Below are 23,527 nucleotides of genomic sequence, written 5' to 3' on the forward strand. Positions count from 1 at the left end.
CAGACGGCACAATGTGCCGGATTTTCGGCCGAATGTGCCGATAATTTGGTTGTTAGCTACGTACGAATACGAGAATTACGTAGAGAGAAGGCTGTAAAACAAGTGATTCGGAATAGTTAAATAATTTGGCATGTGTATTGCAGTAAGAAAATACTGAACGTATGGTGTACTAGCTTTAGTGTACCTGCGTACATAGCAAAAAGAAAGCGCTTTATTATTGATTGCGAAAAGGAGAGGGATACGATGGCGGAGCAAGTATTCGGGTTTTACATGCCGACAGTGAATCTGATGGGGATTGGAGCAGCAAGAGAAATTGGGGGGCGCATGAAGTCATACGGCAAGAAGAAAGCGTTAATCGTAACAGATGCTGGCCTGCACCAGCTCGGTGTGGCAGATCAGATCGCAGCATATGTCGAGGAAGCAGGTCTGTCAGCCGCGATCTTCCCGGGTGCGGAGCCGAATCCAACCGATCATAATGTAGAAGCGGGACTTGCTGTATACGAGCAGGAACAGTGTGACTGTATCATCTCACTTGGCGGAGGCAGTTCGCATGACTGTGCCAAAGGCATTGGACTGGTAGCAGCGAATGGGGGACGTATTCATGATTATGAAGGTGTCGATCGTTCGGACAAGCCGATGGTGACATTGCTTGCGATCAATACAACATCCGGTACGGCGAGTGAGATGACACGCTTCTGTATCATTACGGATTCTTCTCGCCATGTGAAGATGGCCATTGTTGATAAGCATGTAACCCCGACTGTGTCGATTAACGATCCGCTTCTGACAGTGAAGAAACCGGCTGGCCTGACTGCCGCAACGGGCATGGACGCGCTGACACATGCCGTTGAAGCGTATGTCTCCACAGGAGCAACTCCGATCACCGATGCATGTGCGCTGCAGGCCATTCGCCTGATTAGCCGCAACTTGCGTCAAGCGGTGGCGAATGGGGAGGACTTGGTGGCACGAGAGAATATGTCCTACGCCCAATTCCTTGCTGGCATGGCGTTCAACAATGCGTCACTCGGCTATGTACATGCGATCGCCCATCAATTTGGCGGCATTTACAATCTGCCGCACGGTGTATGTAACGCGATTCTGCTCCCGCACGTTGAGCGCTTCAACCTGATCGCAAAAGCGGATCGTTTTGCCGATATCGCAGAAGCACTCGGTGAAAACATCGAAGGACTGCCGCTTCGTGAAGCAGCGGAAAAAGCGCTCGACGCCATCGTCGCCCTCTCCGCAGATGTCGGCATCCCATCTGGATTCCGTGAACTCGGTGCGAAGGAAGAAGATATCGAGCTTCTCGCTGTAAATGCAATGAACGATGCATGCGCGTTGACCAACCCGCGTAAGGCATCGCTCGAAGAAATCAAAGATATCATTCGTGCTGCGTACTAGGAGGATCAGATGACGAGAGACGATAGCTTGTACAAGCGCTCCTATTTTTCTAACATTGTACAGATGGGCGAACTTGTTCCAGATGCATTTCGTAGTTTTATGGCTTTTGACCGAGCGGCGTTGGCACCAGGAAGACTGTCTGCCAAAACAAAAGAGTTGATTGCGATTGCGATTGCACATATTACGGGCTGCCCATATTGCATTGAAGTACATGTGGAAGGCGGACGCGAGAAGGGCGTAACGAAAGAAGAAATGGGCGAAGCCATTGTTGTCGCGACTGCCTTGAAAGCCGGTGCTGCACTGGCTCACGGTGTTAATGCTTTGAATGCGTATGAAGGGGACGGGGATGACGAGCTGTACCGCAGTTCTTATTTCAAACGTCTTGCTGAATTCGGCATCATTGCTCCAGATGAGTTTACGGCATTTGTAGCCTTTGACAAAGCAGCACTGGATGCAGGTGTTATCGGACGGCGGGAGAAGGAATTAATTGCGGTAGCATGTGCACATGCTACCGGCTGTCCATACTGCATTGAGTTACACACCAAGGCAGCTAAGCGAGAAGGCATTGATGCGGCGGAGCTTGCAGAAGCGATCATGGTCGCAGCCGCACTGAAAGCGGGATCGGCACTGGCACATAGTGTCAATGCGCTTCGAGTCTAGTAGAAGGAAAAAAGTCCGGGAAGTTTTCCGGACTTTTTTTCATGCGACCCGGAAGTTATAGAAAGAAACGTCCATATTTTTTCGTTCGCCGTCATACATATAAGGATTCACAACCTAGCAAACGAGAAAGGATGGGTGCAGCATGGTGGGAGCCGGACTGAAAAGCTTTTTCTTATTCTTGTCACAAAGCCGAGCACTGAACCGGGCCGCAAAAAAATGGGGCCTGCGCTTTGGGGCGAGTCGGTTTGTCGCGGGGAAAACGATTGCGGAAGCCGTAGCAAAAGTGAAGCAGTTAAATGAAGCCGGGCTCATCTGTACGCTTGATCACCTCGGAGAATTCGTTACAAGCCGCGCCGAAGCGGAAGAGGCAACCGATTATTGTATCAAGACGCTTGAAGCGATTGCAAAAGCTGGTGTTACAAGCAACTTGTCGTTAAAGCTTACCCAACTGGGGCTTGATCTCGATGAATCACTTTGTGAAACGAACATGCGGCGCATTCTGAATACGGCCAGGCGGCACCGGAACTTTGTTCGGATTGATATGGAAGATTACAGTCGCTGTAAGAAAACGCTTGATCTGCTTCGCAAACTGCGGCGGGACTATTCGAATGTCGGAACGGTTATTCAGGCATACTTGCATCGTTCCGAACAAGATGTAGCGAACTTAAAAGGCGTTCCGCTTCGACTTGTGAAAGGGGCGTATAAAGAATCTCCTGACGTGGCCTATTCACAAAAAGCAGAGGTGGATCATAATTTCAAGCGTCTCATTGAAGCGCATCTGCAAACCGGGACATATACGGCGATTGCAACGCACGATGACGCGATTATTGCATTTGTGAAGCAGCTTGTCGCAGAGAAAGGCATTTCGCATGACCGTTTCGAGTTTCAGATGTTGTATGGCATCCGGTCGGATACACAGCGTGCGCTTGCAGCGGAAGGGTATACGATGCGGGTGTATGTTCCATATGGAAGTGATTGGTATGGGTATTTTATGCGACGGCTGGCCGAGCGTCCGGCGAATGTCGCATTTGTCGTGAAAGGAATGTTTTCGCGCTAAGAGACAGACAAAAGGCAGCCCAACATAGGCTGCCTTCATATGTGTATATGTATTTTGGATACGACAGGGTATTAATTTGGATCGTTCTCCAGACGGCGGGTTAATTCATGGAGCAGATCCACAACGGTAATAATTCCAACGAGTTTATCCCCGTCGATGACAGGAAGCGCGTTGATTTTGTGGCGTCGCAGCACATGGATTGCCTCTATTACGTTCGTATCGGGTGAGGTAGTGACTAGCTTGCGCGTCATCACCCACTCAATCGGCGTTTCTTTCAAAATAGTAGGAGAATTCAGCGCGCCAATCATGTCGCGGTACACAATAATCCCGACTGGCTTACTATTCTCAACAACAAGCAGGCGGCGGATATTTTTCTCCTGCATAATTTTTTCCGCGTCCTGGATCGGCGTGGACGGAGAGATGGTAATAACATCCCGGGTCATTAATTGTTCAACTATCATGGAACGATGCACACTCGCTTTCGTGGAATGACGTACATAAAATACTAGGATCATGGGCATTATATCATAGAATGGCAGGGTCTGCCATACAATGTGATACGTTTATCCGAGATGAAGAAGGAAGATGTCTTCATTAAATATCCGATTTTGGGACACGTTTGCGAAATAAATACATGTGAACTAGGAAATTATATCTATGGAACGAAGTTTACCTAGTTGAAATTATCCGATTCATCGCTTATAGTGAGAAGAAAGATAGAGAAACGGACGATATGACATAGGTTATCTTGTATCATTTGTGATTTTTCTTCATAGTATAATACGTATGACCTGTTGCCGCGTTTTACCTACTTGTATAGCTTGTGTAAACATTGCGGCACGTCCTGTGAGAAGAGGTGGATGCGCGTGTCAATTGAACACCGTGACTCTTTACATAGCAAGAACGTAGATTCAGTCAGAAGGGAGAATACCGGAGAGGTGATTCCGGGTGGCCCCGATGAGCAGAAAGGAATCAGCAGCTCTGTGTTCAATCTCCTGTTTAAGGATTTAGTAGAGTCAGAAAAAATCAAACTCTATATGGATGAACTTCAGCATTCTGTCTATGCAGAAGGTGTGACACAAGCGGAGTTTAGCGCGCGTATGTCCGAGCTGACGGACCGTTATATAGTGAAAGGCATGAGCCGGAAGGATAAGGCAAGTATTATCCGTTACATCAGCGCCTGTGCCAAGATTGAAAGTCATGTAAAGGCTAATTTGTGTGCCATACAGCAGACAGCTTCCGGAGACACGGTAACGGAAGATCATGAACTCGTATGCACGTATCATGCATCTCAGGACATGGTGAATGAGTGGGGAAGAGTGTATGCGGATACACATCACCTTCCAAAAGAGTGGACAGCGACGCCTGATCTCGCATGGGGACTTTGGCACGAACCGAAATCAGAATGATCATGAAAGATTCAGCGCCAAAAAAGGCGGAGACCTTTTGCATTACGCAAAGGAGCTCCGCCTTTTCTTTCTCTAGTGATCGCCGTGATTTCCTTTAGAAGGGTTGGTAATCACAAATCCTTCTTCCGGCAAATACAGATAGTCGATTTTTACACCGTCGAGTGCATCCACGTTTTTATCGAGCAGGACGTCAATTTCTTTATCCGTATGAACGATCTCATCGTTCTCGCCTGGTGTGTCAAGATCCAGGCCGTAATGGACGTGATCGTCGTGTGCGTGAGTGACAAGTACACGGAGCGTTTGGCCTTGGGAATCTTCCTCGGCTAGAATTTCGTTAATCTTTTTAGCTGCATTGCGTGTGATTTTACATTTCATTATAGTAGCCTCCTTTATTTGCAACGATTCGTAATAGCACCCTGTCATTATACGCCACTTTTTCCTGCATTCATACGGAAATGCAAAAAAAAGAGCTTCCGTGTATGGAAGCCCGATTGAAAGAGGTGTGCCCGTATTCCGGTGAGGAGGATAGGACAGGACTATGCTTGACTCTTATACTACCAGCCGATTGCAAATCCTGTATGTTCTTGTCGTAAAGATTGTGTGAAGAAACGTGGTGTTTCTCATGCAAAATCAGTATGATAGAAGCAGATACGCAAATTTGCAAAGGAGGAGTTGTATATGATGATTGAAAAACAAATCGCAGCACTTCTGCCACAACTGCGCGAGAAGAAACCGCTCGTACATAATATTACAAATGAAGTGGTGACCAACTTTACAGCCAATGGGCTGCTTGCGCTTGGTGCATCTCCTGTGATGGCGTATGCACCGGAGGAAGTTGCGGATATGGCAAAAATCGCCGGTGCTCTCGTATTGAACATGGGCACCCTGACAACGGATATGATTGCTTCTATGATTATGGCGGGTAGATCTGCCAATGAGCACGGTGTTCCGGTTGTATTCGACCCGGTTGGTGCAGGGGCCACCCCGTTCCGTACGGAGATGGCGCGTCGAATTGTTGAGGAGCTGGAACTGGCTGTGATCCGTGGAAACGCAGCAGAGATCGCCAATGTGGTCGGAGATGCTTGGCAGATCAAAGGCGTGGATGCTGGTGAAGCGGGCGGTGATATAGTTGAATTGGCACGTCGGGCAGCCAAAAAGTTAGGAACGGTTGTAGCCATTACTGGCAAAACGGATATTGTGACAGATGGAGAGACGACGTACGCCATCCATAACGGGGATGAGATGTTAACGCGCATTACCGGAACAGGATGTTTGTTGACATCTGTAGTCGGTGCCTACACAGCCATCGAAAAAGATTATGTCCTTGCCGCCACAGCAGGAGTCGCAAGCTACGGGGTAGCAGCAGAGATCGCGCGCCAGAGTGTGAATGCGCCAGGTGCGTATCAGATCGCGCTGCTTGATGCACTGTACAGTGTGGAGGAAGACCAGATTGCGGCAATTGCCCGTATTGAGCAAAAGTAGGAGGGGCATATGACCATACAAAATTGGGATAAGCGACTCGGTGTGTATCTTGTCATGGACATCGGGGATGTAAACGGACAGAGTGCGCTTGCTATTGCCCAAGCTGCGATTGCGGGTGGAGTAGATGTGATTCAGTTGCGCGAGAAAAAAGCGCCTCTGCACGATGTAATAGAAACCGGGCGAAAGCTGTGTAAGCTGTGCCGGGATCACGGGGTGCTTTTCATTGTGAATGATCGCGTCGATGTGGCACTGCTGTTGGAAGCGGATGGGGTGCACGTGGGCCAGGATGATCTTCCGGCAGATGAGGCGCGCCGCCTGGTCGGGACAGATATGTTTATTGGCGTATCCGCTTCTTCGATGGAGGAAGCACAGCGTGCGCTTGAGCAGGGAGCAGATTATCTTGGAGTGGGCGCAATTTATGCGACGAATAGCAAATCAGACGCGGGTGATCCGGTTACACCGCAGCTCATTGCCGACATTCGTGCGATTACATCTGTACCGCTTGTCGGCATTGGTGGGATTACCGTCGATAACTGCACAGACGTAATGGAACATGGAGCAGATGGTGTGGCGGTAATCTCAGCAATTGTCGGAGCGCCTGATCCGAAAGCGGCGGCAGCCCTCCTGAAGCGTCGTATTGCGGCGTACATATAAGCACATACACAAAGCGGGGGAACTACTACAGTGCCTCCCGCTTTTTTTGCGAACAAATATTCTTATCTATTGCTTTTCATGAAGAAAACCAGTACATTGTATGAAAGAAACAGGAGGGGAAGCAAAGTGAGTCGGCAACCAACTCAAACGACGATCCAGCCCGCATATAGCGAAGATGATATTCGCGTACTGAAAGGGCTAACGGCGGTGCGTGTCCGTCCCGGTATGTATATTGGCTCGACCGGAAGCCGTGGACTACACCATCTGATCTGGGAGATCATCGATAACTCGAAAGACGAAGTGCTCGCAGGGTACTGCGACACCATTACCGTAACGATTCATAAAGATAAAAGCATCAGCATTGAAGACAACGGGCGCGGCATTCCAACCGGGATGAACAAGGATGAAGGGATTCCGACACCAACCGTTGTCTTTACTGTCCTTCATGCCGGTGGGAAGTTCGGCGGTGGAGACGGGTATAAGAAGTCCGGCGGCCTGCACGGTGTAGGGGCAAGCGTTGTGAATGCGCTCTCGGAATGGCTGGAAGTCGAAATCCATCGGGATGGCAACGTGTACCGCCAGCGGTTTGAATATGTGGAAGAAGCAGATGGACAGTTCAAGGCTGGGCATCCAGTGACGGACCTTGAGATTGTCGGACAGACACGCAAAACGGGCACGAAAGTAACGTTCATGCCGGACGCGCGTGTTTTCAGCGATATGAATGTGCAGCATAACGTGCTGCGGGAACGCTTGCGCGACAATGCGTTTCTGCTCAAAGGGGTCACGATTCGTCTGCGCGATCAGCGCCCGGATGCGCCGGAACCGGAAGTTTTCAAATTCGAAGAAGGCATTAAAGCATTCGTCGAGTTCTTAAATGACGGGAAGAACACGCTGCATGACATTGTGTATTTTGAAGGCGAGCGGGACAATGTGGAGATGGAGCTTGCGTTTCAGTACAACGACAACACAACCGAGAACATGCTGTCGTACGTGAACACGATTCCAACGATTGACGAGGGAACACACGTATCCGGGTTCCGTAATGCGTTCACCAAAGTGTGTAATGAGTACGCACGGAAAAACAATATGCTCAAGAAGAACGACAAAAATCTGACCGGGAACGATTACCGGGAAGGATTGATGGCAGTATTAAGCATCCGTATGGATGACCCGCAGTTCGAGAGCCAGACGAAAGACAAGCTAGGCAGTGAAGAAGCGCGCTCAGCAGTGGAAGGCATCGTGGCGGAGAAAATGAGCTTCTTTCTTGAGGAAAACCCATCGATTGCCAAGCAGATCATCGAGCGAGCAATTGAATCTCGTCGCATTAAAGAAGAGATTAAAAAAGCAGCAGAAGCGCTGCGCAATCCGAACAAGAAGGGCAAGAAGAAAGGGAAGCGTACGATTAGTGACAAGTACACGCCGCCAAGTAAGAAGGATGCGGATCGTAATGAGCTGTTCATCGTAGAGGGAGACTCGGCAGGAGGCTCTGCGATTAACGGGCGTGACCGCAACTTCCAGGCGGTGTTAAGCCTGCGTGGAAAGCCGATTAACGTTGAGAAGAAAAAGATTTATGAAGTGATCGGACCGAATGGCAACGAGGAGATTAATACGATTGTCGAAGTGATCGGCACGGGAATTGGTGATGATTTCAACGCGAACAACTGCGCGTTTGACAAGATCGTCATTATGACCGATGCGGATTATGACGGTGCACACATTCAGATTTTGCTGCTGACATTGTTTTACCGCTACTTCTCCGAGCTTATTAAGCGCGGCAAAATATTCATTGCCCAGCCGCCGCTGTACAAAGTGTACAAGCAGGGGAAGAAAGGGCAGGAAATCATCTATGCGTGGACGGAGGAAGAACGAGAAGAAGCGCAGAAGAAGCTTGGCCGTCAATCTGAGATTCAGCGTTATAAAGGATTAGGTGAGATGAACGCCGAACAGTTATGGGATACGACGATGAACCCGCAGACACGCAAGCTGATTTGCGTCGATCTCGAAGATATGGCGGAGGCGGAACGCACGGTAACCGTACTCATGGGAGACAAGGTGCCGCCGCGCCGCGAGTGGATTGAAAATACCGTGAAATTTGTGATGGAGGAGGAGTAACAGGCCGATGGGACTGCCTCATGAAGAATATTTACAGATGAGTGTGCGGGATGTATACCGTTCCCGCTTTAGCGACTATGCACGCTATATCATTCTGTCCCGCGCCATTCCAGATGTGCGCGATGGACTCAAGCCCGTACAGCGCCGTGTGCTGTACTCGATGTACAAAGAGAAAAATACGCCAGACCGTACATATCGCAAGTCAGCGAAAACGGTCGGGGATGTAATGGGGAACTACCACCCGCACGGAGATTCATCGATTTATGAGACGATGGTGAATCTCGTGCAGCGGCACAAAATGCGCGAGCCGCTCATTGACGGCCACGGGCACTGGGGAACCGTGGATGGGGACTCAGCAGCGGCGATGCGTTACACTGAGGCACGTCTAATGCCGATCGCACTTGAAATGGTGCGCGATATAGAGAAAGATACAGTCGAGTTCATTCCGAACTATGACAATACAACGAAAGAGCCTGTTGTACTTCCGGCGCGTTTTCCGAATCTGCTCGTCAATGGCGTGACCGGGATCTCGATCGGGTTTGCGACCGAGATTCCGACGCACAACCTGCGCGAAGTCATCGATGGTACGATTGCGCTCTTGAATAACCCGGATATGACGCTTGATGACTTGATGGCGTACATTCCAGGACCGGATCTGCCGGGTGGCGGGATCATTCAGGGCAGGGACGAGATTCGGAAAGCGTACGAGACCGGGAGTGGCCGCATTATCATCCGCTCCAAAACACATGTGGAAGCAGGCAAGCAAGGACGTCAATTGCTCGTTGTGGACGAGATCCCATATACCGTGAAGAAAAAAGCGCTTGTCACGCAAATCGAAGAAGAAATTCTCGAGAAAAACGTCGACGGCTTACTAGAAGTGCGCGATGAGACTGACCGGGAAGGGATGCGCATCGTGCTGGAAGTGCGCAAAGATGCCCCTCTTGACGGCATTCTCAACTATTTGTTCAAAAAGACGGACCTGCAGATTGCATATAGCTTCAACATGCTCGTTATTGCCGACGAGCGCCCGCAGCAGCTTGGTCTGCGAGAAATTCTTGGTGCGTACATCACGCACCAAAAAGATGTCATCACCCGACGCACGACGTATGATCTCGAACGAGCAGAGAAGCGGCTGCATATTGTAGATGGGATTATCCGGGCGATTTCGATTTTGCGTCAGGTTATTGATACGATTATGGAAGCGGAAGGCCGGGAAGATGCCCGCAATCGCCTGATGGAAAGCTTTGACTTTACATATGAACAGGCTGAAGCGATTCTTGACATTCGCCTGCATCAGCTCACCCGTCTTGATATTGTCAAATACGAGAAAGAAAAAGCAGAACTGGAGAAAAATATTACCGTGTACCGTGGCATTCTAGACAGCCCGAAAAAGCTGAACAGCGTGCTGGAAAAAGAACTGACTACAATTCGCAACCAGTACGGTAGCGACCGTCGTACGCAGCTTGAGGATGAGATTACAAATATTGAAGTGGATATCTCGATTATGGTGCCGTCCGAAGATGTGATTGTGACGATTACAGAAGATGCCTACATCAAGCGCTCCTCGCTTCGTTCCTTTAACAGTTCGGGCGCTTCCCTTGAGACGACGGGAATGAAGGAAGGTGACACGGTACGTTATGCCTTCCGCACGAACACGATTCACCAGCTTGTTTTGTTTACGAGCGACGGTAATTTCTATTCCCTGCCAGTGCATGAGGTTCCGGATGGACGCTGGAAAGACGTTGGAACGAGTCTGGTGAATGTGTTTGCATTTGGCAAGGAACAAAAAATTGTCAGTGCATTCGCTGTAGAATCACTTGAATCCATCAAAGAAGATACGTTTGCGTTTGTGATGGAGAGTGGCATGGTGAAGCGCACCAAAATTGAAGAGTACAATACGAACCAGAAGCGGCGCGGTCTCGTCGCTGTGAAGGTCAAAGAGGATGATCGGGTGCAAGCCGTACATGTATGCCAGGAAGATCGGGAACTGTTGCTGATCTCCTCTGATGGAATGGCGATTCGCTTCCCGGCGGCGGACGTGCCGGTTACCGGGCGTAATACAGCCGGGGTGCGTGGCATGAAGGGAGAAGACGGGGAGATGGTCATTGCCTCGTTTGTTGTACAGCCGGACGATGATCGTGTGCTCCAGATTGTTACCAAGGAAGGTATCGTAAAACGAACCGTTGTGGCCGGATTTAGTGTGCAAGGGCGGGGTGGTAAGGGACTTCTTATTATTCGTCGTCGCAAAGTACAGCCGCATGAGATTACAGAGGCTCTGCTCGAATCCTCTCATGTGTCCGGTTTGCTCGCGTATACAAGTGCAGGACGGACAGTAGTTATGGACTGGGAAGAGTATGCTCACCAGCTGTCCGTAAACGATCAGGGCTCCATTGGCCGTGGACTTGTGCCGCTTGAGGATGGGGAGGAAATCGTACACATTCGCTCATTAGCTCGCCTGAGTGAAACAGATAAAGAGAATCTTCAGACATAAGCAGGAGACGAGTATCTTTTTGTCGAAGAGGGAATACTACTAAAGAAAATGGGCGTATAATATGCTCTGCAAATTTCTTTATTATTTGGGTTTTTTGATGTATAGTAAACGTATAGTATTATATTTTTTTAGGGGGAACATTTTTTGAGTAACATCGCTGTCGGCAATATTCTAGAAGGTACCGTAGTAGGAGTTCAATCTTTTGGCGCTTTCGTTAATATCGGAGAGAATAAGCAAGGTCTCGTTCACATCTCTCAGATCGCCTCTTCTTATGTCGAGGATATTAATCAATTCGTCAAAGTAGGCGACAAAGTTACGGTGAAAGTACTGGAAATTAAAGATGACGGTAAGATTTCTCTCACCATGCGTATTCATGAAGAGAAGAAAGAAGATCGTCGCCCCTACAAAAAACGCGATGACCGCGGTAATCATCAGGGCGGGCGCGGTGGTGTTGGCGCCAAAGAAGACTTTGAATCCATGATGAAGAAATGGATGAAGACAAGCGAAGATAAAATGGGCGATCTGGGCAAGCGCGAGAAGCGCCGCTAAGATTCACGTATCCAGTAACCATGGTTATGAAACCACTCCAGGTCTATCCCGGAGTGGTTTTCTATGCATATACATAAGGAGGCACGAACATGAGCTTGTATCATGTACTGGGAGCAAAACAATTTACTCGTCCGATGTTAGATCAGATTTTTGAGGTAACCGAAGAGATGGAGCGCATTGTCGCGGATGGCGGCAGTGATACATATCGCAATAAAGTAATGACGACGCTGTTTTTTGAACCGAGCACGCGAACACGCCTGTCCTTTGAATCCGCGATGTCTCGTCTTGGCGGTAAAGTGATCGGCACAGAGAATGCCGCACAATTCTCGTCTACAATCAAGGGAGAAACGCTTGAGGATACGATTAAGGTCGTGTCGGCGTACAGCGATGTGATCGTTATTCGTCATACTGACATTGGGGCAGCTGAGCGTGCCGCTGCTGTTGCAACGGTTCCGGTATTAAATGCAGGAGATGGCGCGGGTGAGCACCCAACCCAATCACTTCTTGACCTGTATACGATTAAAAAAGAAATCGGTCGCCTTGATGATCTGCACATCGTTATGATTGGGGACTTAGCCAACGGTCGTACGGTGCATTCCCTGTCGTATATGCTTACGAACTACAAGAACATTCGCATCTCGTTCACCGCACCGGAGAACGTACAAATTCCAAACTATGTGAAGAAGTATCTCGATGAGAAGGGAGTCGCATACGAGGAAGAATACGATCTGGAAAAAGTGGCCCGCACTGCGGACGTGCTGTACCAGACGCGCATTCAGAAGGAGCGCTTCACTTCTCTGTCAGAGTATAAAAAAGCATGCGGTCAGTATATTATTGACAGTGAGTTGCTGAAAGTGATGAAACAAGACAGCATCATCCTCCACCCGCTGCCACGTGCAGGCGAGATCGCAGTCGAGGTTGACGAAGACCCGCGTGCTGCCTATTTCCGTCAGGCGCAGAACGGATTGTTTGTGCGCATGGCACTGTTAGACCAAGCTTTTCGGGCGAAGTAGATCGATAAGAAAACCCGGCTGCACCTCTTAGGCAGCCGGGTTTTTGTACTTTACAGGCTGAATATATCCGTATGTGAGAGAACGCCAAAGCCATTCCAATGAGCAAGCCCCTTATATAGTAAGGGGTTTTTCTGTGTGTACAGTTACTTCATTACTGGACCATGGCTGTAATTCAACCAGCATAAATTTATTTTGGTGATGTTGGGTAATATATACATAGGAGAAATATTTTGCGGTTTGATTTTAAAATATCATGAGGTGTATAACTGAGTTAGTTAGTATTCACTAACTTGATTGAAGGAGTGATGTTACGATGGAATACTTACGAGATACCAAAGAAAAAATAATAAAGGAAGCTCGTAGGTTATTTGCAGAACGCGGATATAGCGCAACCACCACCGCAGAAATTGCTCGTCGTGTCGGAGTAACGGATGCTGCTCTTTATAAGCATTTTAAAGGGAAAAAAGATATTTTCCTTGCCTGTGTAACTCCTTCCGCCACCGTCCGAGTGGATATGGATGCTGAGTTGTCTCCTGAACTGTTGAGGGATCTGATCCGAGAAAGAGTAGAATTGGTTCGAGGTAACCTGGAAAACTTTAATATTCTTTTTAGGGAATCTCCTTACCACCCTGAGCTTGCCCGGATGTTTTGGAGTCAGCTCTATACACAAGGCAAATATATGGAAGATTTGCTAAACAAGTTTTCAAACAAAGACGTGTCCTCTGATCGAATTCTCATGTATGAGCTTGCGATTACGAGTGCGATTTGGTTCATTCTCAACTATGAAAAGTTACAGGAGGACGTCATTCCGAAGAAAGTAGCATTCGAAGATATTGAGGAAAAAATAGCTGATTTTGTTTTATACGGTATGTTAGGGGATAAAAAGCATCGCTGAACTGGTTTTGAAATTATCTTGAAAAGGAGCTTTATTTATGGAAAACTTCATTCCTATCCCACAACCGAAAACCTTTGGTCCGCTTGGAAACTTACCTTTACTAGACAAAGATTCGCCGAATTTATCCATGGGTAAAATCTTTGATGAGTACGGTCCGATTTTTCGATTCGAAGCTTTAGGTAATTCTAGCATCATGATTTGCGGTTCTGAATTAGTAGCCGATGTTTGTGACGAGTCACGCTTTGACAAGAATATTGGCCATCTGCGAAATGTACGTACCTTTACAGGAGATGGGTTATTCACAGCTCAGACGGAAGAGCCCAATTGGAAAAAAGCGCATAACATTCTTCTTCCTTCTTTTAGTCAACAGGCTATGAAAGGGTACCATTCCATGATGGTGGACATCGCCATGCAATTGGTTCAAAAATGGGCACGTCTGAACCCAGATGAGAGTATTGATGTACCAGATGATATGACTCGGCTTACGCTGGATACCATTGGTTTATGTGGATTTAACTATCGTTTTAATAGTTACTACAGAGAAACACCAAATCCTTTTATTGTAAGCATGGTCCGTGCTCTGGATGAAGCGATGCATAAAGCTACGCGTCTGTCGATTCAAGACCAACTCATGGTGCTAACCAAACGTCAATTCGAACGCGACATTCAAAGTATGTATTCCTTAGTTGACAAAATTATTGCAGAACGTAAAGCAAGTAGAGAGCAAGGTGCAACCGATCTGCTCGCTCGTATGCTGAGTGCAAAAGATCCTGAGACGGGAGAACAACTTGATGATACAAATATTCGTCATCAAATCATCACGTTTTTAATCGCTGGACATGAAACGACGAGCGGTTTATTATCCTTTGCGATGTACTTTTTAGTAAAACACCCGGATGTATTAAAAAAAGCTTACGAAGAAGTAGATAACGTATTGACAGGTTTGGTTCCAACCTATGAACAAGTTTTGCAGCTTAAATACATTCGAATGATTTTACATGAATCGTTACGCTTATGGCCGACAGCCCCGTCATTTGCTCTTTATGCCAAGGAAGACACGACAATTGGAGGGAAATATCAGATTAAAAAGGGAGAACGTGTCGCTGTTAATCTGCCTAAACTTCATCGGGATAAGGGGGCGTGGGGAGAGGACGCGGAACAATTCCGTCCTGAACGGTTTGCAGATCCAAGCCAAGTCCCTAATCATGCCTATAAATCATTTGGGAATGGACAACGCGCTTGCATCGGAATGCAGTTCGCACTTCACGAGGCGACTCTAGTTCTCGGTATGATCCTGCAACATTTTCAGTTGATTGATCATATGAACTATCAATTGAAAGTAAAGCAAACACTGACGCTGAAGCCAGACGACTTTACGATGCGTGTTCAAGTACGAGATAAAAAAATAACGAATGCATTCACGATCAAATCTGAAGAAGACGTTACCTATGTTTCCAATCAGGACAAGCAAGCGCAGAAAGTTTCCATCATCGGAGCGAATGATAAGCCGCTACTCGTTCTTTATGGCTCAAATATGGGAACCGCAGAACGGATTGCAAAAGAGCTTGCGGACATTGCTCGTTTACACGGCATACGGAGTGAAGTGGCCACACTTAATGACCGGTTAGGCAGTTTGCCAAAAGAAGGTGCGGTATTGATCATCACTTCTTCTTATAATGGAAAACCACCGAGCAATGCACGACAGTTCGTTCAATGGTTGGAACAAGTTGCACAAGGTGAGCTTGAAGGGGTTCATTATGCGGTATTTGGCTGTGGGGACCACAACTGGGCTACTACGTATCAAGAGGTACCGAGATTCATCGACGATCAGCTCGCCCAAAAAGGAGCGACAAGGTTTTCCCTGCGCGGAGAAGCTGATGCGAGCGGAGACTTCGAGAGACAACTCGAAGAATGGAAAAAACAAATGTGGACAGATGCGATAAAGACGTTCGATTTAAAACTGAATGAAAATGCGGAGAAAGAACGGAGTACGCTCAACATTCAATTTGTCAGTGAATTGGCGGATGCTCCTCTCGCTGAATCGTACGAAGCAGTTCACGCAACGGTGATAGAAAATCGTGAACTTCAACAGTCTGGTAGTGAACGAAGCACACGACATATCGAGATCGAGTTGCCGGAAGGAGTAACGTATCAGGAAGGCGATCACCTTGGGGTTTTTCCAAGTAACAGTAAAGAAAATGTCGACCGTATTCTACGGCGGTTTGGGTTGAAGGGAACGGATCAAGTCATTTTAACAGCAAGCGGAGTTAGTGCATTCCATCTACCTTTAGATCGGCCTGTATTACTTTCTCAGCTTCTAAGCCATAGTGTAGAAGTACAGGAAGCTGCTTCTCGTGCTCAAATACGTGAAGTTGCCGCTTTTACCGCTTGTCCTCCGCATAAACGTGAACTAGAAGCTTTATTAGAGGAGGGAGTGTACGAGGAACAAGTATTGAAGAAACGGATTTCGATGCTTGACCTTGTTGAAAAGTACGAAGCCTGTGAAATGCCGTTTGAGCGATTTATGGAGCTTTTACCTCCACTAAAACCTAGATATTACTCGATATCAAGTTCCCCGCGGATGAACACAAAACGTGCCAGCATTACGGTGAGCATGGTCCGCAATCCGGCTTGGAGTGGACGAGGAGAATATCGGGGAGTGGCCTCGAATTACCTGGCGGATCGTAAGTCAGGTGAAGATATCGTGATGTTCGTTCGTACACCAGAATCCGGATTCCAACTTCCGGAGGATTCCGAAACGCCAATGATCATGGTCGGTCCGGGAACGGGTGTGGCACCGTTCATAGGTTTCCTTCAAGCACGAGCGGCACGAAAACAGGAAGGAAAAAAGCTAGGAGAAGCACACCTGTATTTTGGTTGCCATAATGAAAAGGACTTTATATATCGTGAGGAGCTAGAGCACTATGAACAGGAAGGAATCGTCACGGTTTTTACGGCTTTTTCCCGTAAAGAAGGGGAACCAAAAACCTATGTTCAACATGTAATTCAACAGAATGCGAAGAAAGTGATTGATATGTTGGATCATGGAGGACGGTTATACGTATGTGGAGATGGCAATAAAATGGCTCCAGATGTGGAGATGACGTTACAAAAAGCTTATCAGTCTGTCCATGGAGTAGGAGAAAAAGAAGCAGAAAAGTGGTTGGAAAACCTTCAGGCAAATGGGGGCTATGCAAAAGATGTCTGGGCAGGTATTTAAATATCTTTTTTAATATTTTTACTGGATGTCCCTGCCACAATAGTATTGGCAGGGACATTTTTTGTAAAACAAATAAGGAAGATATTAATAAATGGAGAAATTATTTATCTATAGAAAAAAATTACATAATGAAAAGGAGAGTTTATTTTGAAGTACATTATTAGTCTTATTACATCGATGACTATTGCTTGTGGTATCATCCTTTGTCCACTTCCTGGCAATGCTGATGCAGTATTCGCAAAGAAGAGCACAGCACAGAAGAAAGGGCCTACGACGATTACAATTAAGCAAAAAGACTTTACTTATACAGGTCAAGCTGTAAAAGGTGTACCAAATGGACAGGGAAAAATAGACGGAAAAATTAATGGAGTTACGTTCCACTTCACTGGAGAGTTTAAAAATGGAGCACCTTATAACGGAAAAGGCTCTATGGCAGGTAAAATGGATGGAGCGAACATTAACTTTTCTGGTCAGATAAAAAAGGGGGAACCCTTCGCTGGTACGATTAAATTTCAAGGTGTGATCGATGGCGATAATATGGCTTTTGAGGGAAATATGCAAAACGGACAGTTTTATGAAGGGACTTTAAGCGGAACAAAAGAAGGTCTTTCCATCAATTTTAAAGGGAAATTCAAAAATAATGAGCCATATAACGGACATATGATTATGGATGGCAAAGACGATTCCGGACAGCCATTGCATATGGAGACTGAATTTGTAAACGGAAAATCGTAAGACGTAGAGGGAACAGACGAAAGATAGACTTTTAGACAGTATTGGCAAAATAAAGGCCTGACATCGTGTCATATGAAGGACGAATGTCAGGCTTTCTTGTGTTTATGTTCTATAGAAAATTTTCAGCTAGTAGTTCGTAGGAGTGCAGGCGGGCTTCGTAATCGAGTGGAATCGTTACAACCATCCATTCGTCTGCCTGGTATACCTCCTGTAGTTCTGCTAGCTTTTCTTTTATATGCTGCGGTGTACCGACGAGGGTATGCTTGTGGTGCGAATACTGTGCTGCCTGCCGTTTTGCTTCGGATTCTGTCTCCGTACAGACGACAGATAGTGCAACGATAACCGCAGGATTCGCCTGCATTGCGGACGATTGAAAGCTTTCCCGATAGCTTTGCACAATGGTTGGACCGTCTTCTTCGCTCATAAAATGACCGAACGCAAAAGCAGTACCGAACTGTGCAGCGTACCGGGCACTTTTCCCGCTTGTACCAAGCATCCATACGTCCGGCGGCACAGACGGAAGCGGGCGGGCATGAATGCCTGCGAATGAGTGATCGTCTGGTAGCTTATCCTGCAAGTATCCAAGTAGGTCTGTCAGAAGAGAAGGCATCCGGTGTACATTCTCCAGAAAATTCTCCCGCAGTGCCAGCGTCTCATGAGCTGATCCACCTGGCGCCCGTCCGATGCCAAGATCAATTCGTCCGAGGTATAGGGTAGCGAGCAGATTGAAATTCTCCGCGACTTTATACGGACTGTAATGCGGCAGAAGAACCGCCCCTGAACCGATGCGAATCGTAGACGTTAAAGCTCCCAGTTGTCCGAGCAGAATCTCTGGCGATGGATTGGCAAGCTGCTTCATCCCGTGATGTTCCGCAACCCAGTAGCGCGTGTAGCCAAGTTGCTCGGCACGCTGAACAAGCCGTGCAGTTTGTGCCAGTGCCTCCGCAGGAGTGCTTTCGGCAAGAATTGGGCACTGGTCGAGAATGCTGAGTTTCATAGGCTTCTCCTGTGTAGTTGTTTTTATGTTGATCGTAGCAAGCCGAGCGGTAGAAAGCAATTGGGATGTTTGGAGAAGTATATTGGATATAAAGTTACGTACTCTACACACGTTGAGTGTGTAATATTGATGGTTCGAAATGAATAGATGAGATGCGGCAGGTTCGCTTAAGATTTTTGGAGTGGTGTAATAGCATAGGGAATGTGTAGTTAGAAAATCGCCGTAAACTCTTGTGTATGGATTACCGTAATAAGCACTTGAAAAATTAACCATTTCTATGTTAACATGATAAATATCATACTTTAAAGACGTTTACACTAATCAAGCTAGATCTGCTTAATAAACGGGAGGGATTAGCGATGTCCAATGACAAAGAGGCAAAAGACTTTAAGCTTGACGAACTGGAGAAGCCGTTGACGGAGCAGGAAATGAAAGAAACTACCGGAGGAGCGGCAACAGGCTTAGTCCCCGAACCCTACGTACAAGTAATAGATGGCCAAATCAAGATAAACAATCCAGGCGGTTCAAACAATTTCAGTGCAGGCCAGTTTGGCTATACTCCCAATATTAAACAACCGCCTGTAATTATTCCAAACAACCCAGGCTTACAATTCACCCCACCACCCAAATTAGTCCCAAGTGCAACCCCAAGCTCAACCCCAAGCCAAGGTTCTGACCCAGGTTCAAGCTAAAGCGCAAACGACATACTTAGAATGTAGCGATGAAATGATTCTTGTTCAAACAGGTCATTGAAATGGGAAAACCTAACTGTCGTTAGGTTTTTTCCATTTCAACGTGAAGAGGTGGATTATTATGGATGCTATGGAACTTGTAACGTTTAGCATGAACGGTACGGAATGGCGTCTGCGCGATGTACTAAAGCTTGCGTGCATGGAGGGCGGTTTTTCCGCTATCGAGGATAGCATTCGAAGAGCCGTTACGCTGGAATTTGCCGAACAGCACAATATATCGATCGATGAGCAGGAATGGAAAGCGAAAGCCAATGAGATGCGGCTGCAATTGGGGCTCTACAGCGTGGCAGAAACTTTGGCTTGGCTTAGTATGCGAGGGTTGGCGACGGTTGATCTGTTCGAGACGGCCAAAGCTCGGTTTCTGACGGAGAAGGTGAAGCGTATCGTATCGGAAGATCGTATTGACACTTATTTTCTGGAAAACCGACTTTCCTTTGATAAAGCTAACGTTTCTCAATTGGTAATCGGCAGCAGGGAGCAGGCGCAAGAGCTGCTTTTTCAGCTTGAGGAGGGCGAGCCGTTCTACAAGCTGGCGCAAACCTATTGTTTGAACAGCAGCAGCAAGTATGACGGCGGGTACGTCGGGTGGGTTGGTCGAGCCGAATTGAGCGGCGAAGAGGAGTCATTTGTTTTCGGTTCGGAAGCCGGACAAACGGTAGGGCCTTTTCCGTTCGGTTCTTTCTATCGGCTGCTGCACATTTGGGAAGTGATTCCGGCTGAACTGACCGGGGAGGTTCGGCTAAAGCTTGCTGATTTGCTATTTGAAGAATGGCTGAACGAAGCCGTAAAAAAAGCGAGAGTCGATGTTAGACTGTGGCGTTATCTAGCAGGGGAGCAATTAGGCTGATCGTTCGGGAGGGGCGCGGGAATGCTAGATTTGCATCATATCATTTTAGATACGATCCCTATTTTTCAGGTGCTGTCACCACAGGAGAAAGAGGAGGTATTTGCCTCCTTTGAGAAGGTTTCTTTCCATATGGGAGACACGATTATTCAGGCAGGAGAACGAGGAGATTCGTTCCATCTCATCTTGACGGGCAAAGTACGAATGATCGGTAAGGATCAGGATGGCAAGGAGCTCAATTTAGGATTAATGGAATCAGGCTCGCATTTCGGACAGGAAGCGCTGCTGAATGAAGAATTTCAAGAACATACGCTGAGGGCGTCGACGAAGCTAGAGTTGCTAAGGTTATCCAGAACAATGTTTATGCAAATTATCGACGCGCACCCTGAATTGAGGGTGTGCTTGCTTGAACAATTGGCCGATGATGCGATGCGCAAATTTTTGAAGCGGACGGCGCTGTTTGCCCCACTGCATCATCAGGAGTTGCGCTCGCTGCTTGATATTATGGTAATGAAGGAATATGCCCCTGGCCAGGCGATCGTCAGTGAAGGGGAGGCAGGAGATGCTTTCTATCTCCTTCGTTCCGGTACGGCTTCCGTACTGAAGGAAAGCGAGGGAAGTCGGAAGCTTAATACGGTCAAGGGAGGGGAGTTTTTCGGAGAGCTAGCGCTGTTGACCGGGGATCCTCGAAAGGCCAGTGTTGTAGCTGACGAAGCGGTTTCTGTGTTCAGTCTGGCCAAGAACGATTTTGACAAGTTAATCATGAAATTTCCGAAAGTCAGGGAAACGATTATCGGTATTGCTTCTGCTTATTTACAAAATGCGGATGTACCTCGGCATACGGAAGCGAACGTTACTGCGGAGGATAGCGCAGGTTACGCTTCCGAAAGCATTGCGGAAGATGCCGAGCAAGAGAAGCGGCGGCGATATGGCGGTCGGAGGACTTGGCGCTTAAGTAGCTGGTTCCCGGTACGCATTCAGCAAAGCGAGTTGGACTGCGGCCCAACCTGCCTCTCTATGATCGCCCAGCACTACGGCAAGCGATTGAGCATTCATCGGCTAAGAGAGCTGGCGCAAGTAGGCTTGGAAGGAAGCACGCTATTCAATCTCTGCAAAACCGCGGAATTGATCGGTTTTCAAGCGGAGGCGGTCCGCAGCAGCTTGAAGGGACTGGCCGAGCAGACGCTGCCGGCTATTGCCCATTGGAAAGGCAATCATTATGTCGTGGTCGTAAAAGTGGACGAACGATATGTGACCGTGGCCGACCCGGGTATCGGTTTACTGACTTATTCGCATGACGATTTTCTGAAAGGATGGACGCTGAACACGGTGTTTCTGAAGCCTGTCGAAGCTTTCTTCGCGCAAGAAGAGTCGAAACCTTCATTTGGGCGCTACTGGGCGTTTTTTGCCTCCCGCAAGCAGGCACTGTTCCATCTCGTGTGGATGACCGTGCTATTACAGGTCATTAACCTGGCGCTCCCGCTGTTTACGCAGCAGGTGATCGATCGGGTGCTTATTGGCGGGAATTATGATGACCTGAACTTTATGCTGATCGTCATGCTAGGCGTCTCGTTGCTTACCATGCTCGTTCAATCTATCAGGGAATGGGTCATTGCGGGTACGTTTATTAAAATTGACATCGACATGATCATGAGTTTTTATCGGCATGTGTTTCGCTTGCCAATGCGCTACTTCGCCACACGGAAAGTGGGCGACATCTTGACGCGCGCCGGGGAAAATCAGGTCATCCGTCATTTTCTCGTAACGAACAGCATGAATGCCGTGCTGAATGTGATGACGATTGTCGTATACATAGGCATTATGTTTACATATAGCGTTACGCTGGCCTGGATCGCGCTGGCGTTCATTCCATGCTTCATTGCGCTTACGCTGATCGTGACTCCGCTTATGAAACGCAACAGCAGGAAGCAATTCCAAGCCGATGTCGACTTGCAGAACGTATTAGTGGAAACCATTGGCTCCATGCGTACCGTAAAAGCTCTCGCGGCCGAAGATGAGGTAAGGAAGAAAGTGGAGGGCAAGTTCCGTCAATCGACTATCGTACAAATGAAGGGTTGGAAAATCGGCATCTTCTCCGGTTCTGTCGCCACGGTGCTGCAAACCTTAAGCGGTGTAACCGTGCTATATGCTGGGGCTGAATTTATTATCGGGGAGAAGCTGACCGTAGGGGAACTGATGGCTTTTAGCGCGGTGTATGCACTCGTTACAAATGCGGCACTGGGCTTAATCGGAATGTGGGACGAGTTTCAAAGCGTGCGGATTGCCTTGGAACGGCTTGATGATGTATTCGAGACGGAGGAGGAGGAATCCGATCCGACCCGATTGACAGCGCTGCCGAAGCTGCAGGGGGCGATTGAATTCGAACGCGTATCGTTTCGCTATGATTCCGACGGGAAGAATGTGCTGCAGAACATTTCCTTCGACATGGCTCCGGGCCAGACGATTGGCATCGTCGGTCGAAGCGGGTCAGGGAAATCAACCCTGGCGAACTTACTACTTAAGCTATACGCTCCAAGCAGCGGGACGGTTCGCATCGACGGGCACGACCTGAAGCAGGTGCAGGCCGCTACGCTCCGTAAGCAAATCGGAGTCGTACAGCAGGAAGCGGGACTTTTTAGCGGAACGATTCATGAAAATATTGCTTATCAAATTCCCGATGCTTCGATGGATGAGGTGATGGCCGCTTCCATGCTTGCGGGAGCGCACGAATTCATTATGACATTTCCGAATGGCTACGATACACAGGTTGGGGAGCGGGGTGCGAGCTTATCCGGAGGGCAGCGCCAGCGTATCGCCATTGCTCGGGCGCTGATCGGCAATCCGCGCATTTTGATATTCGACGAAGCGACGAGCGCGCTAGACAATGAATCCGAGAAGACGATTCAGCGGAATATGAGTACGATACTCAAAGATCGAACGACCCTCATCATCGCGCATCGACTGAGCACCATCCGGCATGCGGACCGCATTCTCGTACTGGATCAAGGGGTTATTGCAGAGTCAGGTACTCATGAGCAGTTAATGGCCGCTAAAGGTCTTTACCACATGTTGGTCAGTCAACCGTTGGATTAACGCCTATATTCTTTTCACCGTCTCAACACATGTCGAGTGCGTGGTAAAGCTATATTTGAGAGAGAGAACGTAAGGAAATATAAGTAAAGAAAAAAGCATCTGCTGAGAAATTGGCAGGTGCTTTTTTTGTCTATTACCTTTAGGGAATTATTGTATAATAGTT

19 protein-coding genes are annotated in these 23,527 nt (G+C 47.8%); 16 read left to right on the top strand and 3 right to left on the bottom strand.

The window, feature by feature from the left end:
• Positions 1-243 precede the first annotated feature (243 nt).
• The 3 genes from CB4_RS10605 to CB4_RS10615 all read left to right on the top strand — a co-directional run bounded on the left by CB4_RS10605 (position 244) and on the right by CB4_RS10615 (position 3,118).
• Entirely contained in the window at positions 244-1,401 is a 1,158-nt protein-coding gene (locus tag CB4_RS10605; RefSeq protein WP_096465735.1) for an iron-containing alcohol dehydrogenase, read from the top strand.
• Positions 1,402-1,410: 9 nt separating this feature from the next.
• Entirely contained in the window at positions 1,411-2,061 is a 651-nt protein-coding gene (locus tag CB4_RS10610) for a carboxymuconolactone decarboxylase family protein (protein ID WP_096465737.1), read from the top strand.
• Between the two features lie 142 nt (positions 2,062-2,203).
• Positions 2,204-3,118 carry a proline dehydrogenase family protein gene (locus CB4_RS10615; protein WP_172890855.1) on the top strand — a complete coding sequence of 305 codons (915 nt, stop codon included), beginning with the start codon at positions 2,204-2,206 and terminating at the stop codon, positions 3,116-3,118.
• A gap of 71 nt (positions 3,119-3,189) precedes the next feature.
• Here CB4_RS10615 and CB4_RS10620 read toward each other — a convergent pair whose 3' ends face one another.
• On the bottom strand, positions 3,190-3,639 hold the full coding sequence (locus tag CB4_RS10620; protein WP_096465739.1) for a CBS domain-containing protein: 450 nt from the start codon (positions 3,637-3,639) through the stop codon (positions 3,190-3,192).
• Between the two features lie 345 nt (positions 3,640-3,984).
• On the opposite strand from CB4_RS10620, the gene CB4_RS10625 reads away from it, so the two are divergent.
• Complete coding sequence (locus tag CB4_RS10625) at positions 3,985-4,527, top strand: hypothetical protein (RefSeq protein WP_096465741.1); 543 nt, start codon at positions 3,985-3,987, stop codon at positions 4,525-4,527.
• Between the two features lie 72 nt (positions 4,528-4,599).
• Here the strand turns inward: CB4_RS10625 and CB4_RS10630 are convergent, their stop codons facing one another.
• Positions 4,600-4,902 (bottom strand): iron-sulfur cluster assembly accessory protein, encoded by a 303-nt coding sequence (locus tag CB4_RS10630; RefSeq protein WP_096465743.1) that lies wholly within the window; start codon positions 4,900-4,902, stop codon positions 4,600-4,602.
• Between the two features lie 306 nt (positions 4,903-5,208).
• Here CB4_RS10630 and thiM point away from each other — a divergent pair, with 306 nt between their 5' ends.
• From thiM to CB4_RS10675, 9 genes are all read left to right on the top strand, one after another.
• On the top strand, positions 5,209-6,009 hold the full coding sequence (gene thiM, locus CB4_RS10635) for a hydroxyethylthiazole kinase (protein ID WP_096467712.1): 801 nt from the start codon (positions 5,209-5,211) through the stop codon (positions 6,007-6,009).
• A gap of 9 nt (positions 6,010-6,018) precedes the next feature.
• Positions 6,019-6,663, top strand: coding sequence for a thiamine phosphate synthase (gene thiE / locus CB4_RS10640; RefSeq protein ID WP_096465746.1), 645 nt, complete (start codon positions 6,019-6,021; stop codon positions 6,661-6,663).
• 78 nt (positions 6,664-6,741) lie between these two features.
• Positions 6,742-8,775: a DNA gyrase/topoisomerase IV subunit B gene (locus CB4_RS10645; protein WP_096467713.1), complete on the top strand. Its 2,034-nt coding sequence runs from the start codon at positions 6,742-6,744 to the stop codon at positions 8,773-8,775.
• A gap of 7 nt (positions 8,776-8,782) precedes the next feature.
• Positions 8,783-11,266 carry a DNA topoisomerase IV subunit A gene (gene parC, locus CB4_RS10650; protein WP_096465748.1) on the top strand — a complete coding sequence of 828 codons (2,484 nt, stop codon included), beginning with the start codon at positions 8,783-8,785 and terminating at the stop codon, positions 11,264-11,266.
• A gap of 144 nt (positions 11,267-11,410) precedes the next feature.
• A complete protein-coding gene (locus tag CB4_RS10655) occupies positions 11,411-11,815 on the top strand; it encodes a S1 RNA-binding domain-containing protein (RefSeq protein WP_096465750.1) in 405 nt (134 codons plus the stop codon).
• An 89-nt stretch (positions 11,816-11,904) separates the two neighbouring features.
• Entirely contained in the window at positions 11,905-12,828 is a 924-nt protein-coding gene (pyrB, locus tag CB4_RS10660) for an aspartate carbamoyltransferase (protein ID WP_096465752.1), read from the top strand.
• A gap of 313 nt (positions 12,829-13,141) precedes the next feature.
• On the top strand, positions 13,142-13,723 hold the full coding sequence (locus CB4_RS10665) for a TetR/AcrR family transcriptional regulator (protein ID WP_096465754.1): 582 nt from the start codon (positions 13,142-13,144) through the stop codon (positions 13,721-13,723).
• Between the two features lie 37 nt (positions 13,724-13,760).
• A complete protein-coding gene (locus tag CB4_RS10670; protein WP_096465756.1) occupies positions 13,761-16,943 on the top strand; it encodes a bifunctional cytochrome P450/NADPH--P450 reductase in 3,183 nt (1,060 codons plus the stop codon).
• A gap of 147 nt (positions 16,944-17,090) precedes the next feature.
• Positions 17,091-17,678 (top strand): hypothetical protein, encoded by a 588-nt coding sequence (locus tag CB4_RS10675; RefSeq protein ID WP_096465758.1) that lies wholly within the window; start codon positions 17,091-17,093, stop codon positions 17,676-17,678.
• 109 nt (positions 17,679-17,787) lie between these two features.
• On the opposite strand, the gene CB4_RS10680 is transcribed toward CB4_RS10675, so the two are convergent.
• On the bottom strand, positions 17,788-18,675 hold the full coding sequence (locus CB4_RS10680) for an LLM class flavin-dependent oxidoreductase (RefSeq protein ID WP_096465760.1): 888 nt from the start codon (positions 18,673-18,675) through the stop codon (positions 17,788-17,790).
• A 359-nt stretch (positions 18,676-19,034) separates the two neighbouring features.
• Between CB4_RS10680 and CB4_RS21335 the strand changes: the two genes are divergently transcribed.
• The 3 genes from CB4_RS21335 to CB4_RS10695 all read left to right on the top strand — a co-directional run bounded on the left by CB4_RS21335 (position 19,035) and on the right by CB4_RS10695 (position 23,364).
• Positions 19,035-19,367: a hypothetical protein gene (locus CB4_RS21335; RefSeq protein WP_181419254.1), complete on the top strand. Its 333-nt coding sequence runs from the start codon at positions 19,035-19,037 to the stop codon at positions 19,365-19,367.
• A 121-nt stretch (positions 19,368-19,488) separates the two neighbouring features.
• Positions 19,489-20,274 carry a peptidylprolyl isomerase gene (locus CB4_RS10690; RefSeq protein ID WP_096465762.1) on the top strand — a complete coding sequence of 262 codons (786 nt, stop codon included), beginning with the start codon at positions 19,489-19,491 and terminating at the stop codon, positions 20,272-20,274.
• Positions 20,275-20,295: 21 nt separating this feature from the next.
• On the top strand, positions 20,296-23,364 hold the full coding sequence (locus tag CB4_RS10695; protein ID WP_096465764.1) for a peptidase domain-containing ABC transporter: 3,069 nt from the start codon (positions 20,296-20,298) through the stop codon (positions 23,362-23,364).
• Positions 23,365-23,527: the final 163 nt, after the last annotated feature.

This window comes from Aneurinibacillus soli, assembly GCF_002355375.1.
GTDB classification, from domain to species: domain Bacteria; phylum Bacillota; class Bacilli; order Aneurinibacillales; family Aneurinibacillaceae; genus Aneurinibacillus; species Aneurinibacillus soli.

Bases quoted from the DNA above. Each gene is read 5' to 3' on its own strand.
- CB4_RS10665 (WP_096465754.1), top strand. From the start codon at position 13,142: ATGGAATACTTACGAGATACCAAAGAAAAAATAATAAAGGAAGCTCGT.
- parC (WP_096465748.1), top strand. From the start codon at position 8,783: ATGGGACTGCCTCATGAAGAATATTTACAGATGAGTGTGCGGGATGTA.
- CB4_RS10620 (WP_096465739.1), bottom strand. From the start codon at position 3,639: ATGCCCATGATCCTAGTATTTTATGTACGTCATTCCACGAAAGCGAGT.
- CB4_RS10680 (WP_096465760.1), bottom strand. From the start codon at position 18,675: ATGAAACTCAGCATTCTCGACCAGTGCCCAATTCTTGCCGAAAGCACT.
- CB4_RS10630 (WP_096465743.1), bottom strand. From the start codon at position 4,902: ATGAAATGTAAAATCACACGCAATGCAGCTAAAAAGATTAACGAAATT.
- CB4_RS10605 (WP_096465735.1), top strand. From the start codon at position 244: ATGGCGGAGCAAGTATTCGGGTTTTACATGCCGACAGTGAATCTGATG.
- pyrB (WP_096465752.1), top strand. From the start codon at position 11,905: ATGAGCTTGTATCATGTACTGGGAGCAAAACAATTTACTCGTCCGATG.
- CB4_RS10645 (WP_096467713.1), top strand. From the start codon at position 6,742: ATGAAGAAAACCAGTACATTGTATGAAAGAAACAGGAGGGGAAGCAAA.
- CB4_RS10610 (WP_096465737.1), top strand. From the start codon at position 1,411: ATGACGAGAGACGATAGCTTGTACAAGCGCTCCTATTTTTCTAACATT.
- CB4_RS10615 (WP_172890855.1), top strand. From the start codon at position 2,204: ATGGTGGGAGCCGGACTGAAAAGCTTTTTCTTATTCTTGTCACAAAGC.
- thiM (WP_096467712.1), top strand. From the start codon at position 5,209: ATGATTGAAAAACAAATCGCAGCACTTCTGCCACAACTGCGCGAGAAG.
- CB4_RS10690 (WP_096465762.1), top strand. From the start codon at position 19,489: ATGGATGCTATGGAACTTGTAACGTTTAGCATGAACGGTACGGAATGG.
- CB4_RS10670 (WP_096465756.1), top strand. From the start codon at position 13,761: ATGGAAAACTTCATTCCTATCCCACAACCGAAAACCTTTGGTCCGCTT.
- CB4_RS10695 (WP_096465764.1), top strand. From the start codon at position 20,296: ATGCTAGATTTGCATCATATCATTTTAGATACGATCCCTATTTTTCAG.
- thiE (WP_096465746.1), top strand. From the start codon at position 6,019: ATGACCATACAAAATTGGGATAAGCGACTCGGTGTGTATCTTGTCATG.
- CB4_RS21335 (WP_181419254.1), top strand. From the start codon at position 19,035: ATGTCCAATGACAAAGAGGCAAAAGACTTTAAGCTTGACGAACTGGAG.